11 protein-coding genes and 2 tRNA genes are annotated in these 12,454 nt (G+C 70.7%); 8 read left to right on the plus strand and 5 right to left on the minus strand.

Annotated elements, in window-relative coordinates:
- On the plus strand, nucleotides 1-504 hold a 504-nt coding region (locus JFB92_RS24440), incomplete at its 5' end, for a hypothetical protein (RefSeq protein WP_233163775.1).
- Between the two features lie 281 nt (nucleotides 505-785).
- Here the strand turns inward: JFB92_RS24440 and JFB92_RS24445 are convergent.
- The gene (locus JFB92_RS24445; protein WP_199044513.1) at nucleotides 786-2,243 is read right to left on the minus strand and encodes a class II fumarate hydratase; all 1,458 of its coding nucleotides are present in this window, start codon (nucleotides 2,241-2,243) and stop codon (nucleotides 786-788) included.
- A 255-nt stretch (nucleotides 2,244-2,498) separates the two neighbouring features.
- Nucleotides 2,499-2,574: transfer RNA gene (locus JFB92_RS24450), tRNA-Asn, on the minus strand.
- A gap of 238 nt (nucleotides 2,575-2,812) precedes the next feature.
- Here JFB92_RS24450 and JFB92_RS24455 point away from each other — a divergent pair.
- On the plus strand, nucleotides 2,813-3,145 hold the full coding sequence (locus tag JFB92_RS24455) for a YtxH domain-containing protein (protein WP_199044514.1): 333 nt from the start codon (nucleotides 2,813-2,815) through the stop codon (nucleotides 3,143-3,145).
- 60 nt (nucleotides 3,146-3,205) lie between these two features.
- Here the strand turns inward: JFB92_RS24455 and JFB92_RS24460 are convergent, their stop codons facing one another.
- Nucleotides 3,206-5,671 (minus strand): beta-glucosidase, encoded by a 2,466-nt coding sequence (locus JFB92_RS24460; protein ID WP_199044515.1) that lies wholly within the window; start codon nucleotides 5,669-5,671, stop codon nucleotides 3,206-3,208.
- 139 nt (nucleotides 5,672-5,810) lie between these two features.
- Between JFB92_RS24460 and JFB92_RS24465 the strand changes: the two genes are divergently transcribed.
- From JFB92_RS24465 to JFB92_RS24485, 5 genes are all read left to right on the plus strand, one after another.
- Entirely contained in the window at nucleotides 5,811-6,422 is a 612-nt protein-coding gene (locus JFB92_RS24465; RefSeq protein ID WP_199044516.1) for a TetR/AcrR family transcriptional regulator, read from the plus strand.
- A complete protein-coding gene (locus JFB92_RS24470) occupies nucleotides 6,419-7,279 on the plus strand; it encodes a putative RNA methyltransferase (RefSeq protein WP_199044517.1) in 861 nt (286 codons plus the stop codon). Before JFB92_RS24465 ends, JFB92_RS24470 begins: the two co-directional genes overlap by 4 nt.
- 130 nt (nucleotides 7,280-7,409) lie before the next feature.
- A complete protein-coding gene (locus JFB92_RS24475; protein ID WP_199044518.1) occupies nucleotides 7,410-8,210 on the plus strand; it encodes a glutaminyl-peptide cyclotransferase in 801 nt (266 codons plus the stop codon).
- A gap of 50 nt (nucleotides 8,211-8,260) precedes the next feature.
- Nucleotides 8,261-8,761 carry a GNAT family N-acetyltransferase gene (locus tag JFB92_RS24480; RefSeq protein WP_199044519.1) on the plus strand — a complete coding sequence of 167 codons (501 nt, stop codon included), beginning with the start codon at nucleotides 8,261-8,263 and terminating at the stop codon, nucleotides 8,759-8,761.
- Nucleotides 8,762-8,805: 44 nt separating this feature from the next.
- Complete coding sequence (locus JFB92_RS24485; protein ID WP_199044521.1) at nucleotides 8,806-9,963, plus strand: hypothetical protein; 1,158 nt, start codon at nucleotides 8,806-8,808, stop codon at nucleotides 9,961-9,963.
- Here the strand turns inward: JFB92_RS24485 and JFB92_RS24490 are convergent.
- Both JFB92_RS24490 and JFB92_RS24495 read right to left on the minus strand, forming a co-directional pair.
- Complete coding sequence (locus tag JFB92_RS24490) at nucleotides 9,960-10,898, minus strand: carbohydrate kinase family protein (RefSeq protein WP_233163776.1); 939 nt, start codon at nucleotides 10,896-10,898, stop codon at nucleotides 9,960-9,962. The genes JFB92_RS24485 and JFB92_RS24490 overlap by 4 nt on opposite strands.
- A 75-nt stretch (nucleotides 10,899-10,973) precedes the next feature.
- Nucleotides 10,974-12,095, minus strand: a complete 1,122-nt coding sequence (locus tag JFB92_RS24495; RefSeq protein WP_199044523.1) for a hypothetical protein — start codon at nucleotides 12,093-12,095, stop codon at nucleotides 10,974-10,976.
- A 178-nt stretch (nucleotides 12,096-12,273) separates the two neighbouring features.
- Here JFB92_RS24495 and JFB92_RS24500 point away from each other — a divergent pair.
- Nucleotides 12,274-12,350: transfer RNA gene (locus tag JFB92_RS24500), tRNA-Ile, on the plus strand.
- Nucleotides 12,351-12,454 lie beyond the last annotated feature (104 nt).

The following is a 12,454-nucleotide window of genomic DNA, read 5'->3' on the forward strand; positions in this document are numbered from 1 at the left end:
GGGCGCATTCACACCGGCGAGTGGGTCGTGACCAAGACCGGGCCCGGGCGGGCGGTCATCGAGCATCGGTCCGACGGCACCCGCGACACCGACTGGGATCTGTCCGACGAGGAGACCCCCACCGGCCTGTTCCCCACCGAATGGTCCAAGAAGTACCAGGACCGGCTCTCGGACTTCTCCGGCTGGTATGCGATGGAGACCGCCGCTGCCGCGATCAAGGCCGCCCGCGAGCGATGCCGAGCCGGACCCACCACATCCGGCGCCCAGGCCGCTCCCGACATCGAAGCCGAGTCCGAAGCGACCGAGTCGAGCGGCGCACTCTTGAACCGCCAAGCAGCCCAACATAATCGGGTATCGACGGACCTCCCCGGAGCAGCACCCGACCGGTCACCCGCACCGACCAGTCCGCCCCCGATGATCCTGGGGGAGCGAGGCTCCGCCCTCGAACCCATCCCCTTCTTACCCGGCCCCAGCGGGCGACCGCTGGGGGAGCGCACCACATAAGGAGCGCAGCCCGAGGCCCGGCAAGGGCATCGGGCCCTCCGGCATGTCCAGCCCGCCGAACACCGATCCCGAAGCCACAATCGCAGTCCAGCCCCACTCCACCCCTCGTCGCCGCCCGGTCGAACCCGGCCCCTCCTCGCGCCCGCGGCTCGGCACACCACCCCGGGCCGCCCCTGCCGCTCACCGTCGTCGACCGCCTGTACCCGGGCCCCCTCGGCCCGGCGGCCGGACACGGCGACTGCGAATCGGAGTGCGGGCCCCGAGAAGGCCCCGCATCGCCGTCAGTCCAGGCCCAGGTCGCGGCGCGGGTTGCCGATCATGGTCGTCGGGTCCATGACCCGGTCGTACTCGGCCTCGTCCACCCCGAGAGCCAGAGCTGCCTCACGCAAAGTCGAGCCCTCCTCGTCGGCCTTGTGGGCTATCGCGGCGGCCTTGTCGTAGCCGACGTGCGGGGCCAGTGCGGTCACCAGGACCAGCGAGCGCTCGACATACCCGGCGATGGTCTCGCGGTCGAGCTCGGTGCCCTCGACGCTGTGGACCCTGAGGTTCTCGCACGCGTCGGCGAGGATCCGCGCCGAGTGGAGCACGTTGCCGATCGCGACCGGCCGCATCGTGTTCAGCTCGAAGTGTCCCTGTGAACCGGCCGCCGCCACGATCGAGTCGTTGCCGATCACCTGCGTGCAGACCATGATCACCGCCTCCTGCTGGGTCGGGTTGACCTTGCCGGGCATGATCGACGAGCCCGGCTCGTTCGCCGGGAGCCGAAGCTCGCGCAACCCGGCGCGCGGACCCGTGGCCAGCCAACGCATGTCCTCGGCGACCTTCATCAGCGCCACCGCCACACCCCGGAGGGCGGCGCTGACCTCGACGATGCCGTCCATCGACGCCTGCGCCGCGAACTTGTTCGGCGCGGTCTTGAGCGGCAGCCCGGTCAGCTCCGCGAGCCTGGCCGCGACGGCCCCGGCGAAGCCCTCGGGCGCGTTGATCCCGGTGCCGACCGCCGTCCCGCCCGCCGCGATCCCGTGGATCGCCTCCAGCGACCGCTCGAGACGGGCGTGCGCGTCGCGGAGCTGCGCGGCCCAGCCGGACCACTCCTGGCCGACGGTCAGGGGCGTGGCGTCCTGGAGGTGGGTGCGGCCGATCTTGACCACCTCCACCCACTCCTCGGCCTTGGCGCGGACCGCCTCGGCGAGCGCGTCGAGCCGCGGCAGCGTGCGCTCCCCGACGGCCACGAGCGTGGCCACGTGCATCACGGTGGGGAAGCTGTCGTTCGAGGACTGCGCCATGTTGACGTGGTCGTTCGGGTGGACCGGGCTCCTGGTCCCCAGCTCGCCTCCCAGGAACTGGTTCGCGCGGTTGGCGATCACCTCGTTGACGTTCATGTTCGACTGGGTTCCCGAGCCGGTCTGCCAGAGGTGGAGCGGGAACTCGGTGTCGAGTTCGCCGGAGGCCACCTCGTCGGCGGCGGCGGCGATCGCCGAGGCGAGCACCGGATCGAGCCTGCCGTCCTCGGCGTTCACCAGCGCCGCGGCCTTCTTGAGCTGGCCGTACGCGCGGTGGACCTCGGTCGGCATGAGGTCCTCGCCGATCGAGAAGTGGATGAGCGAGCGCTGCGTCTGCGCCCCCCAGTAATGCTCGGCGGGCACCTCGATCGGGCCCATGGAGTCGCGCTCGGTGCGTGTCCCGGTGGCGCCGGTCCCGATCGGAATCGAGCGCAGTTTGAACTTCTCATCACCCATAGGGCATCTCTAGCACGGTTGAGCGGTTCTAGCACTGGCAATCGGCGTGTCGCGGTGTGAAATCCGCCGGAATCGGGAAGATGAGCCGTAGCCTGAGAGACGCCTGGCGAGATGTTCCCCACTTAGGTGGGGGTGATCCGCCTCCGGTTAGCAGCCGAGTGCTTTGCGAGTTGTGTTCCCCGCCTCCGCGGGGTCGTTTGCTCGCCGGGCATAAAGAAAGCCGCTGTTCCCTTGTGGGACAGCGGCTTTCGAGTGTGGCTCCCCGAGATGGACTCGAACCATCAACCACTCGATTAACAGTCGAGTGCTCTGCCAATTGAGCTATCGGGGAAGGGATCTGGGCGGGTCTGAACCGCTCGGACCGGATACGAGACTACAGGACCGTCCCGGGTCTCCGCCACAGGGGTAGGTGTGGCGTGCATCCTCCTGGTGAGGAGGTTTCGGGTGTTTTGTGACCTCCGATCACCCGTTCTGTTTCCTTCATGGGCTATCGGGGCACCCTCGCATGGGGCAGAATGGCCGCTATAGGCGAACGCAGTCACGGCCGCAGCGCCGGAGGGGGACAAACCATGCGGAAATGGTATTTCGTAGCCGGTCTGGGGATCGGCTACTTGCTGGGAGCCAAGGCCGGTCGGGAGCGCTACGAGCAGATAGCCGGGTGGACCCGGCAGGTCACCGGCAACGACCGGGTCCAGCAGGTCGCGACCTCCGTCAGGGAGCAGGCCGGCAAGGCCGCCACCGCCGCCCAGGACCGGATAAAGGACACCAAGTTCGGCGACATCGTCAAGGGCTTCGGTTCGAACGGCGAAGTGGACCCCAAGGCGGAGCCTTGGGACTCGGCCGGGGTCACCACGCCCGCCCGCGGTGATCGCGAATTGCGCGAGGACTCGCCGGGTTTCTGACCCGTACGAGCGAGATCGAGCGGGCGGGGCCGAGCGCCCCGCCCGCTCCTTTGCGTTGCCCTACTTCACGGTCGCGCTCAGGCGCAGGTCGCCGACCGAGCGGCCGGCCTGGACCGTCCAGGTGCCCGGCACGGTCTTCCAGGCCGAGGACGCCGCGTCCCAGAACTGGAACGAGCGCTCCTCCAGCTCGATCTCGACCTCGACCGCCTCGCCCGGCGCCGCCTCGACCGCCGCGAACCCCGCCAGGCGGTGGGCCTCGATGCCGCCGGGGACCTCGGTGCCGGGCTCGGGGGCCAGGTAGACCTGCACGACCTCGCGGCCGGTCCGGCCGCCGGTGTTGCGCACCCGCACCGTCGCCGTCCGGCCCTGCACGGCCAGGTCCTCGTAGGCCCATTCGGTGTATGACAGCCCGTGCCCGAACCAGTAGGCCGGCTCGACCTCGCCCCGCTTCTCCCAGGCCCGGTAGCCGATGAAGACGCCCTCTTCGTAGCGCAGCTTGCCGTCGGCGTCGGGGACCAGGTTCGCGACCGGCGCGTCGGCCAGGGTCTTCGGCCAGGTGGTGGGCAGGCGCCCGCCCGGTTCGGCGCCGAGCAGCACGTCGGCGAGCGCGCCGCCGCCTTCCTGGCCGGGGAACCAGGTGAGCAGGATCGCGGCGACGCGGTCGGCCCAGGGCATCTCGACCGGGGAGCCGGCGTTGACGACGACGATCGTGTTGGGGTTGGCCTCGGCGACGGCCTCGACCAGTTCGTCCTGGCGGCCGGGCAGGCGCAGGTTCTGACGGTCGAAGCCTTCGGATTCGGTCAGGTCTGTGGTGGAGACGACGACCACCGCGGTGTCTGCTTCGCGGGCGGTCCGGACGGCCTCGGCGAGTAGTTCGTCCTCGTCGGGGCGCGGTTCGGTGTGCATGAGGCCGAACAGGACCGAGGGCGGGAAGCCGGGCGGGAACGCGTGCGGGACGAACTCGAGGCGCACGGGGACGGTCTGCCCGGCCTCGAGGTCGACGGTGGCGCGTTCGACGCCGGGGCCGAAGAACGCTTCGAAGGGGTCGTCTTCGGTGAGGGACTGGTCGCCTTCGAAGACGATCTGGCCGTCGATGGTGAGCGTGTGGTGGCCGCGGCCTCTGGTGCCGAAGGTGTGCGGTCCGCTCGTGGGGACGGTGTAGGTGCCTTCGAGGACGGCGTGGTGGAGGTCCTGGGGCTCCATGCCGCCGGGGACGTAGCCCATCCATTTGACGTCGCCGCCGGCGAGGGGTTCGGCGCTGGTCTCGGTGCCGTCGGCGGCGACCGGTCTGACGGTGAGGTCGAAGCCGTGGCGGGCGGGCAGGATCTGCTCGAACAGGTCGACGCCTCGGGCGTAGGCGACGCGGTCGCCGAGGGCGGCGCGGAGTCCGTCGAGCGGGGAGACGACGTGGTCGGGGAAGACGGTGGCCGAGCCGCCGCCGAGGATTCGGGCTTCGGCCGCGGCCGGGCCGATGAGCGCGAGGCTTCCGGTGCCGTCGAGGGGCAGTGCGGGGGTGCCCGCGGTGGCGGGTTCGTTCTTGGCCAGGACGAAGGATCGGGTGGCGATCTCGCGGAGGAAGGCCGTGGTGTCCTCCGGTGCGGTGGCCGGTTCGGTGACGGCGGGTGCGGTGTCTTGGAGGGCGCCGACGCGGGCGGCGAGTTTGAGGAGGCGGCGGACGGCGGCGTCGAGGTCGGCTTCGTCGGCGCGGCCTTCGCGGACGGCCGCGGCCAGTCGGGGGCCGTAGACGGTGTAGGGGCCGGGCATGGCGAGGTCGAGTCCGGCTTCGATGTCTTCGACGGTGTGGCGGGCGGCGCCCCAGTCGGAGACGTTGAAGCCGTCGAAGCCGAGTTCGTCGCGCAGGAGGCTCATGAGTTCGCGGTGGGCGGTCATGGTGGTGCCCCCCACGGAGTTGTAGGCGGTCATGACGCCCCAGGGGCGGGCGGCTTCGGTGATCATTTCGAAGGGCCGGAGGTAGAGCTCGCGGAGGGTGCGGTCGTCGAGGAGGTTGTCGACGGTGAAGCGGTCGGTTTCGGCGTCGTTGGCGATGTAGTGCTTCATGGTGGTGGCGACGCCGCCTTCTTGTACGCCGGCGACGTAGGCGCGAGCGATGCGGCCGGTGAGGAGGGGGTCTTCGCTGAACGCCTCGAAGTGTCTGCCGCCGAGGGGGGAGCGGTGGAGGTTGATGGTGGGGGCGAGGAGGACGTCGACGTCTTTGCGGCGGGCCTCGGCGGCGAGGAGGTGGCCGATGCGGCGGACGAAGTCGGGGTCCCAGGAGGCGGCTTGGGCGGTGGGGCTGGGGAGCGCGAGGGAGGCGTCGGCGGCGGTCCAGAAGCGGCCGCGGACGCCGATGGGTCCGTCGGAGACGGTCATGGAGCGCAGGCCGGCGGCTTCGACGGCGATGGTGCGCCACATGTCGCGGCCGGCGACGAGTTCGGCTTTGGTGTCGAGGTCCATCCGGGCGAGTGCGGTTTCGACTGCGTCGGCGTATTCGGGTCGGTCGGCCGGGAGGTTCCATGCGGTGCTCATCGGTGTTCCTTCTCCACTTCATCGGGGTCGTTCGCTGCCATGAGTCTGGCAGCTCTACTTGTTGTTCGGTAGGGAATGATATTGAAATGTGATTAACTAAGCTGGTCGCAGGAAGCCGTCACCAGCAGAGAGCACATGCATGCCGAGCGCACCGAAACCGAACGGCGGACCCCGCCACGGGGCCCGAGGTCGGGCCCGCCGCGAGGAGATCCTCCGCGGCGCAATGGAAGTCATCGCCGAACGCGGTTTCCGCGGCTCCAGTCTCGCCGCCGTCGCCGAGAAGGCCGGCCTGACCCAGCAGGGCCTGCTCCACTACTTCCCGACCAAGGACGAGCTGCTCGTAGCCGTGCTCCGCCAGCGCGACGAATGGGACACCGGCGGTCGCCCCGAGGCGGTCGAGGACGAGTGGACCATGCTCAACCTCGAAGCGGTCGTCGAAGCCAACGCCGCCCGGCCCGAGCTCATCCGCACCTTCTCGGCCCTGCTCGGCGAGTCGGTCACCGAGGACCACCCCGCCCGCGAGTACTTTCACGACCGGTACCGCCGCACCCGGAGAGGCATGGAGTCGGTGCTGCGCCGCGAGTGGGGCGAGCGACTCCCCTCCGGGCTGACCCCGGCGCAGGCCGCGCCGCTCCTGGTCGCGATCATGGACGGCCTCCAGTTGCAGTGGCTCCACGAGCCCGAGGCGGTCGACCTGGTCGATGCCTACCGCAACTTCGTGCTCCTGCTCGACCCCGAGGCGGCGCGGTGACCCTCCCGGCGCTGCGGGCGCTGGCCTGCCCGAACTGCGCGCAGGGCCTCGACCAGACCGGACGTCGGCTTCACTGCCCGGCAGGCCACTCCTTCGACCTGGCCAAGCAGGGGTACGCCCCGCTGCTGGCGCCGGGTTCGAATGCCACGACCGGGGACACGGCCGACCAGGTGGCGGCCCGCGAGGAGTTCCTGAACGCCGGGTTCTACGACCCGCTGATGGACGCGGTGGCCGCCGCGGCCTCCACCGACGTCCCCGGAGTGGTGGTCGAGCCCGGCTGCGGCACCGGCCACTACCTCGCCCGCGTCCTCGAAGCCGAGGGCGAGCGGGACGGCATCGGCCTGGACACCTCGAAGTACGCGCTGCGGCGCGCGGCCCGGCGCGGACCGCGGCGAGCCGCCGGAACTCAGGAGCGGCTCGCCGCGGTACTGGCCGACGCCTGGAACCGGCTTCCGGTTCGCGACGGCGCCGCCGCCGCGGTCCTCAACGTCTTCGCTCCGCGAGGCGCCGACGAGATCGCGCGCGTCCTCCATCGCGATGGAGTGCTGGTGGTCCTGACCCCCCGGACGGACCACCTGCGCGAACTGGTCGGCGCGCTCGAGATGCTGAGCGTCGACCCCGAGAAACCCCGGCGGACCGCCGACCAGCTCGGCGACGCGTTCAGCGCCGAGCGGACCGACGAGCTTCGCTACCCGGTCTCGCTGCGCCGGCCCGACGTGCTCAGGCTGGTCGCGATGGGGCCCAGCGCCCGGCACCTCGACGCGTCGGCGCTGGCCGAGGCCGTGGACGGGCTGCCCGACCCGATCGAGGTCACCGTCTCTGCGACCGTGACCCGGTGGCGTCGGCGAGACCGGTGAAAGCCCCCTGAACCGGCCCGCCCGCCACCGGGTCACGACCTTCCTTACCCCCGGATAGCAGGTCTTGTCCTCTTATGTCATACCCAGTACGGTACGGAGCAACACCTGAGACTTCCTGGAGCTGAGTTCAGTGTTCGATCAGAAACGTGCCGCGCTGGCCGCGGCGGGCCTGCTCGCGCTCGCCGGCTGCGGCGACGGCAGCGCCGGGGCCGACGAGTCCACGACGCTGCCCGAGCCCGAAGGGACCGAACAGCTCTCGGTCGAGGTGATCGAGGAGTTCCCGCACGACCCCGAGGCGTTCACGCAGGGCCTGGAGCTGCGCGACGGCGTCATGTACGAGTCGACCGGCCTCTACGGCGAGTCCGACCTCCGCCTCACCGACCCCGGCACCGGCGAGGTGATCGACTCCCAGGACCTTCCCGGCGACGAGTTCGCCGAGGGGCTGACCCTCACCGACGACGCGATCTGGCAGATCACCTGGCAGGAGGGCGTGGCCTACCGGCGCGACCTCGACAGCCTCGACGTGGTCGAGACCGTCGAGTACGAGGGCGAGGGCTGGGGTATCTGCCATGACGGCGAGCGCCTGATCATGAGCGACGGCTCCTCGACGCTGACCTTCAGGGACCCGGAGACGTTCGAGCCGCAGGGCACGGTCGAGGTCGAGCTCGACGGCGAGCCGCTGCAGCAGATCAACGAGCTCGAATGCGTCGACGGCCAGGTGTGGGCCAACGTGTGGCAGACCGACCAGATCGTCCGCATCGACCCGGGCACCGGCGAGGTCGGCGCGGTCGTCGACGTGTCGGGCCTGCTCCCCGAGGACGAGGCCGCCGGAGCCGACGTCCTCAACGGCATCGCCGCCGCCGAGGACGAAGGAACCTTCTACATCACCGGCAAGCTGTGGCCGACGATGTTCCTGGTCTCTTTCGTCTAGATCCGGAAATCATTTGCCGGCCGGAGCGGCCCGTGCCAGGATCGCTGCTTGTGACACCGACGCTGCGCAGTGAACGCCTCGTGCTCGAACCCTATGTGCCCGAGGACGAGGAGGACTTCGTCGCGCTCTTCGGCGACACGCGCGTCTCCAGGTACATGGGCGACGGGCCCGAGCCCGAAGAGGCGAACCGGGCCCTGTTCTGGCGGGTCTTCCCCAACGTCTACGACAAGGGCGCGTTCGACGTGTGGGCGGTCCGTGAGAACGGCGTGCTGGTCGGGCACGCCGAGATCAAGCCGACCGAGGTCTCCGGGGGCCACGAGCTGATCTACGCGCTGGCCCACTCGGCGTGGGGCCGCGGCCTCGGCACCGAACTGGCGAAACGGATCGTGGCCTACGGCTTCGAGGACCTGGACCTGTCCGAAGTGCACGCCACCGTCGCCGCGGAGAACACCGTGTCACTGGCGATCATGACCAAGCTCGGATTCGAGCACGTCCGCGACGATCCGAACGAGGACGGAACCGTCACGCGGGTGCTGACGCTGCGGCGATAGGCACCCCGATTGCGCCGGTGGTCCAGGTAGGCCATGATGTGGGCATGGCCATCACCCCCCTGGACCGATTCCTGGAGTACAAGATGCATCTCCTGCGTGACTCCGGACAGCCACGCCGCTTCGCCTCCTGGAGCGACGACCTCATCACCGCGGCCCTCTCCGCCTGGTTCTTCGGCGGACTGCTGCTGGACGTCAACGCCCATGCCCGGCATTGGGTCGAAGGCTTCTTCACCTGGTGGCACCTGGCGTTCTACTCCGGGTTCCTCGCCACCGCCGTCTGGATCGCCTATCTGGCGATCCGCGCCCACCGCAGCGACGGCCGCACCGGCCTATCGGCCATCCCCCACGGATACGGGGCGGCCGTGATCGGCGTCCCCCTGTTCATCTTCTCCGGCCTGGCCGACATGCTCTGGCACGAACTGCTCGGGGTCGAGGAGACCCTCGACGTCCTGTTCAGCCCCTCCCACCTGGGTCTGGCTGTCGGCGGCATCCTGATGGTGCTGTCGCCGTGGCTCTCGGCCTGGCGGCGCAGCGTCCTGGAGGTCGAGCCCGAACCCGTCCGCCCGCACGTGCGCTTCGCCGCGCCCGCGCTCTCGCTCGGATACGCCGTGGGCGCACTGGTGCTCTTCCTCAGCTACCTGGTCGCCTTCGCCAACCTCCCCGACGAGGTCGCCGGCGCCCTCCACGGCCCGGCCGACTTCGCCTCGTTCCCGGTGGCGGGCATCGTGTTCACCACCGTGTTCGTCATGGCGGTCGTCCTGCTGGTCACCGGCCGCTTCGCCATCCCGATCGGGTTCTTCACCGTCGCCTTCGCCTATCCGGCGCTGATGGCCGGGGCCAACGAGGGCTTCGCCAACGGCGCCTTCATCTGGCTGTTCCTGGCCGCCGGAGCCTGGACCGACTTCCTCAACTGGCTGGTCCGGCCCGGGCTGCGCCGCCGCCGCGACCTGATCACCTTCGCTTGCGCCTGGTCGGTCGCGGTCTGGGCCGCCTACATGATCGTCACCGGCGCGGTCGGCGGCCTGTGGCCGGTCCCCGAGATCGCTCTGGGCGCCCCGGTCGTCGCCTCGCTGGTCGGCACGGCGCTGATGCTGGTCACCCAGCCCGACCGGCACGAGCCGAACCCGCCCGCCCCGGCCGAGCCGTCCCCGTTCGACGAGGTCATGGCCCGCGCCAAGGCCATGACCGAGCAGCGCGACTAGGGTAGCGCCGCAAGCGATTCGCTCAGCAGCTCCGCGGAGATGAACTCGGAGTGCGTGCCGGCCCTCCGGCAGGCGAACGCGCCCGCGATGCGCCCGGCGTCGACCGCCTCGGCTGGGCCGCGGCCCTCTCGGCGGGCCCACAGGAAGCCCGAGGCGAAGGCGTCCCCGGCGCCGTTGGAGTCGACCGGCCGCCACGTCGCCCACTCGGGGACGGCCGCCGACAGTTCGGCGACCGGGTCGAGCGCCGGGTACGCCTCGACCTCGCCGCCTCGTTCGAGGACGTAGCCGCCGCGCTCGCCGTCGGTGGCCACGACCAGTTCGGCGCGGCCGTTGTCGAGGATCCAGCGCATCGCCTTCTCGTGCCGCCCGGCGAGCTTGGCCGCCGACAGGAACACCAGGTCGGACCGCTGCGCGTACTCCCTGTGGTGCTCGGCTTCCCCGTCCCAGGCGTGCAGGTCGGTCGACACCGGCAGGCCCAGGCGCTCCAGGTCGTCGAACATGTCGCGGTTGATGTTGGTGATCGACATGTGGACGTGCCGGGCCGCTTCGAGGTGCGGCAGGTAGAAGTCGCGGGGGATGCGCAGGTCCCGGGAGTGGCGGCCGTCGTAGAAGGAGTAGCGCCGGCCCTCGGTGTCGACCAGGTTCACCGAGCGGGGCGTCCCGCGCGGGGAGACCAGGTGCTGGAAGTCCAGGCCCTCCCGCTCGTAGCGGTGGCGGATCAGCTCGCCTTGGGCGTCGTCGCCGATGTAGTCGACGAAGCGGGTCGACAGTCCCAGGTGGAGGCTGCCGAGGGCGACGCCGTTGCCGGTGTGGGCGACGTAGTCCAGTATCGGTTCGACGCCGAGATTGTCGCCTTCGCCGATGGCGATCCGGGGGACGCGGACGATCGTGTCGACGCCGACACCGCCGACGACCAGAATGTCAAGCATGTTCATGCTTTCTCTATGTGGTTCTTGCGGGTTGCTGGAATCGATTGCGGCTACTGACATTAGGTCCGGCGAGAACCGGCGTCAAGGGCGATCGGGAGCGCTCCGGGGGCCGGTGAGCACGCCCCGGCGCAGGGCGTACGCGAGCGTGGCCGCGCCCAGGGCCGGACCCCAGACGTAGAACGGGAAGACCGGCAGCAGCTCGGCCTGCCCGGCCCGGATTCCCAGCAGGACGAACGGGACCGACGCGATGGTGAACACGTAGGCCATCGCCGCGGCCGGGGCGATGGCGACCGCCGGCGGCACCGGGCGGCCCCGCAGGACGGGGACCCAGTACGGCCAGCGCTCGCCCCACCGCTGGGTCATCCCCAGGCACAGGATCCCGCCGCCCAGGCACGCGAAGCCCAGCAGCAGGCCCCACAGCCTCATGGCCGGTTCGGCGTCGAGCTCGTCGGCGGGCACCAGGAACGGCCACGGCGTGAACCACGTCAACCGGGTCAGGCCGTACGGCAGCGAGCAGGCGAACGCCGCGTAGGAGGCGGTCCTGCCCCAGCGGGCGGCCCGCTCGGGCGCGGCCCAGGCCGGTGCGCGCTCGCCGGTGAGACGGTCGCTGACCAGGTTCCAGGTCAGCAGCGCCCAGCACGCCCCGCCGACCGCCGACCACAGCTCCGCGAGCGGACGCAGTCCCAGGTCCGCCACTCCCGCACCGAGACCGCTCAGGACCTCGCCTATCACCGACGGGGCGAGCGGCCCTGCCGCCGCCAGCGCGGCGACGACCCCGACCACGCCCGCGGCGACGGCCAGCTTGAGCGCCCGTCCGCGGGCCAGCAGGACCGGGACGGTCACCAGCGCCGCGGGCAGCACGAACGCGGCCAGGTATCCGATCAGTGCGATCACCGACGTCGAGGGGACCAGGCCCCCGAAGACGACCGCGAACGCGGCCGTGACCGGCCACAGCCGCGGCCTCGCCCGAGCCAGGAACAGCCCGGCCAGCCCCGCGACCGCCAACGCCGCCGGAGCGACCCACCCGGGCAGCGCCTCCGGCAGCGGCACCGTCGGATCGACCAGCGGGTCGGCGAACGGTCCCGCCTCGGGGTCCAGGAGCTGCCAGAGGCCGACCGGGATGGCGGTGAGCGCCCACAGGAACGCCGCGGTGGGGGCCGCGCGGACCGCGCCGCGCCGCGCGGATTTCATTTCGATGTCCATACCCCGATGCTCGCCGCGCCCCGGCCGCGGTCCCTCCCCCCGCCGGGCCGCCTGGCTCCCTCGGGCGGGGGAACGGCCCGTCCGAACCGAATGGGCAAGCGCCGGAGGCATTCGGGCCGCAATCCGGAAACCCGTGGAGACCGCCCCACCAGGAGGTGTGAGAAGATGTTCTCCGCTCGGGGCAGTAGCTCAGCTGGTTAGAGCAGGGGACTCATAATCCCTTGGTCGCGGGTTCAAGTCCTGCCTGCCCCACCACGGATATTCGTCGCAATCGCGGTCATCGGCTCGATGGCCGCGATTGCTCGTTTCCGGCTAGGCGCAATGCCGTTCGGTTAGGGGTCTGCGTAGACGATGATGTC

Origin of the sequence: Glycomyces salinus (assembly GCF_016428645.1) — a bacterium.
In the GTDB taxonomy this organism is placed as follows: domain Bacteria; phylum Actinomycetota; class Actinomycetes; order Mycobacteriales; family Micromonosporaceae; genus Glycomyces; species Glycomyces salinus.

What these genes read in the sequence shown, in the direction of transcription:
- JFB92_RS24445 (WP_199044513.1), bottom strand. Translation starts at nt 2,243, where the DNA reads ATGGGTGATGAGAAGTTCAAACTGCGCTCGATTCCGATCGGGACCGGC.
- JFB92_RS24455 (WP_199044514.1), top strand. Translation starts at nt 2,813, where the DNA reads ATGCGGAAATGGTATTTCGTAGCCGGTCTGGGGATCGGCTACTTGCTG.
- JFB92_RS24460 (WP_199044515.1), bottom strand. Translation starts at nt 5,671, where the DNA reads ATGAGCACCGCATGGAACCTCCCGGCCGACCGACCCGAATACGCCGAC.
- JFB92_RS24465 (WP_199044516.1), top strand. Translation starts at nt 5,811, where the DNA reads ATGCCGAGCGCACCGAAACCGAACGGCGGACCCCGCCACGGGGCCCGA.
- JFB92_RS24485 (WP_199044521.1), top strand. Translation starts at nt 8,806, where the DNA reads ATGGCCATCACCCCCCTGGACCGATTCCTGGAGTACAAGATGCATCTC.
- JFB92_RS24490 (WP_233163776.1), bottom strand. Translation starts at nt 10,898, where the DNA reads ATGAACATGCTTGACATTCTGGTCGTCGGCGGTGTCGGCGTCGACACG.
- JFB92_RS24495 (WP_199044523.1), bottom strand. Translation starts at nt 12,095, where the DNA reads ATGGACATCGAAATGAAATCCGCGCGGCGCGGCGCGGTCCGCGCGGCC.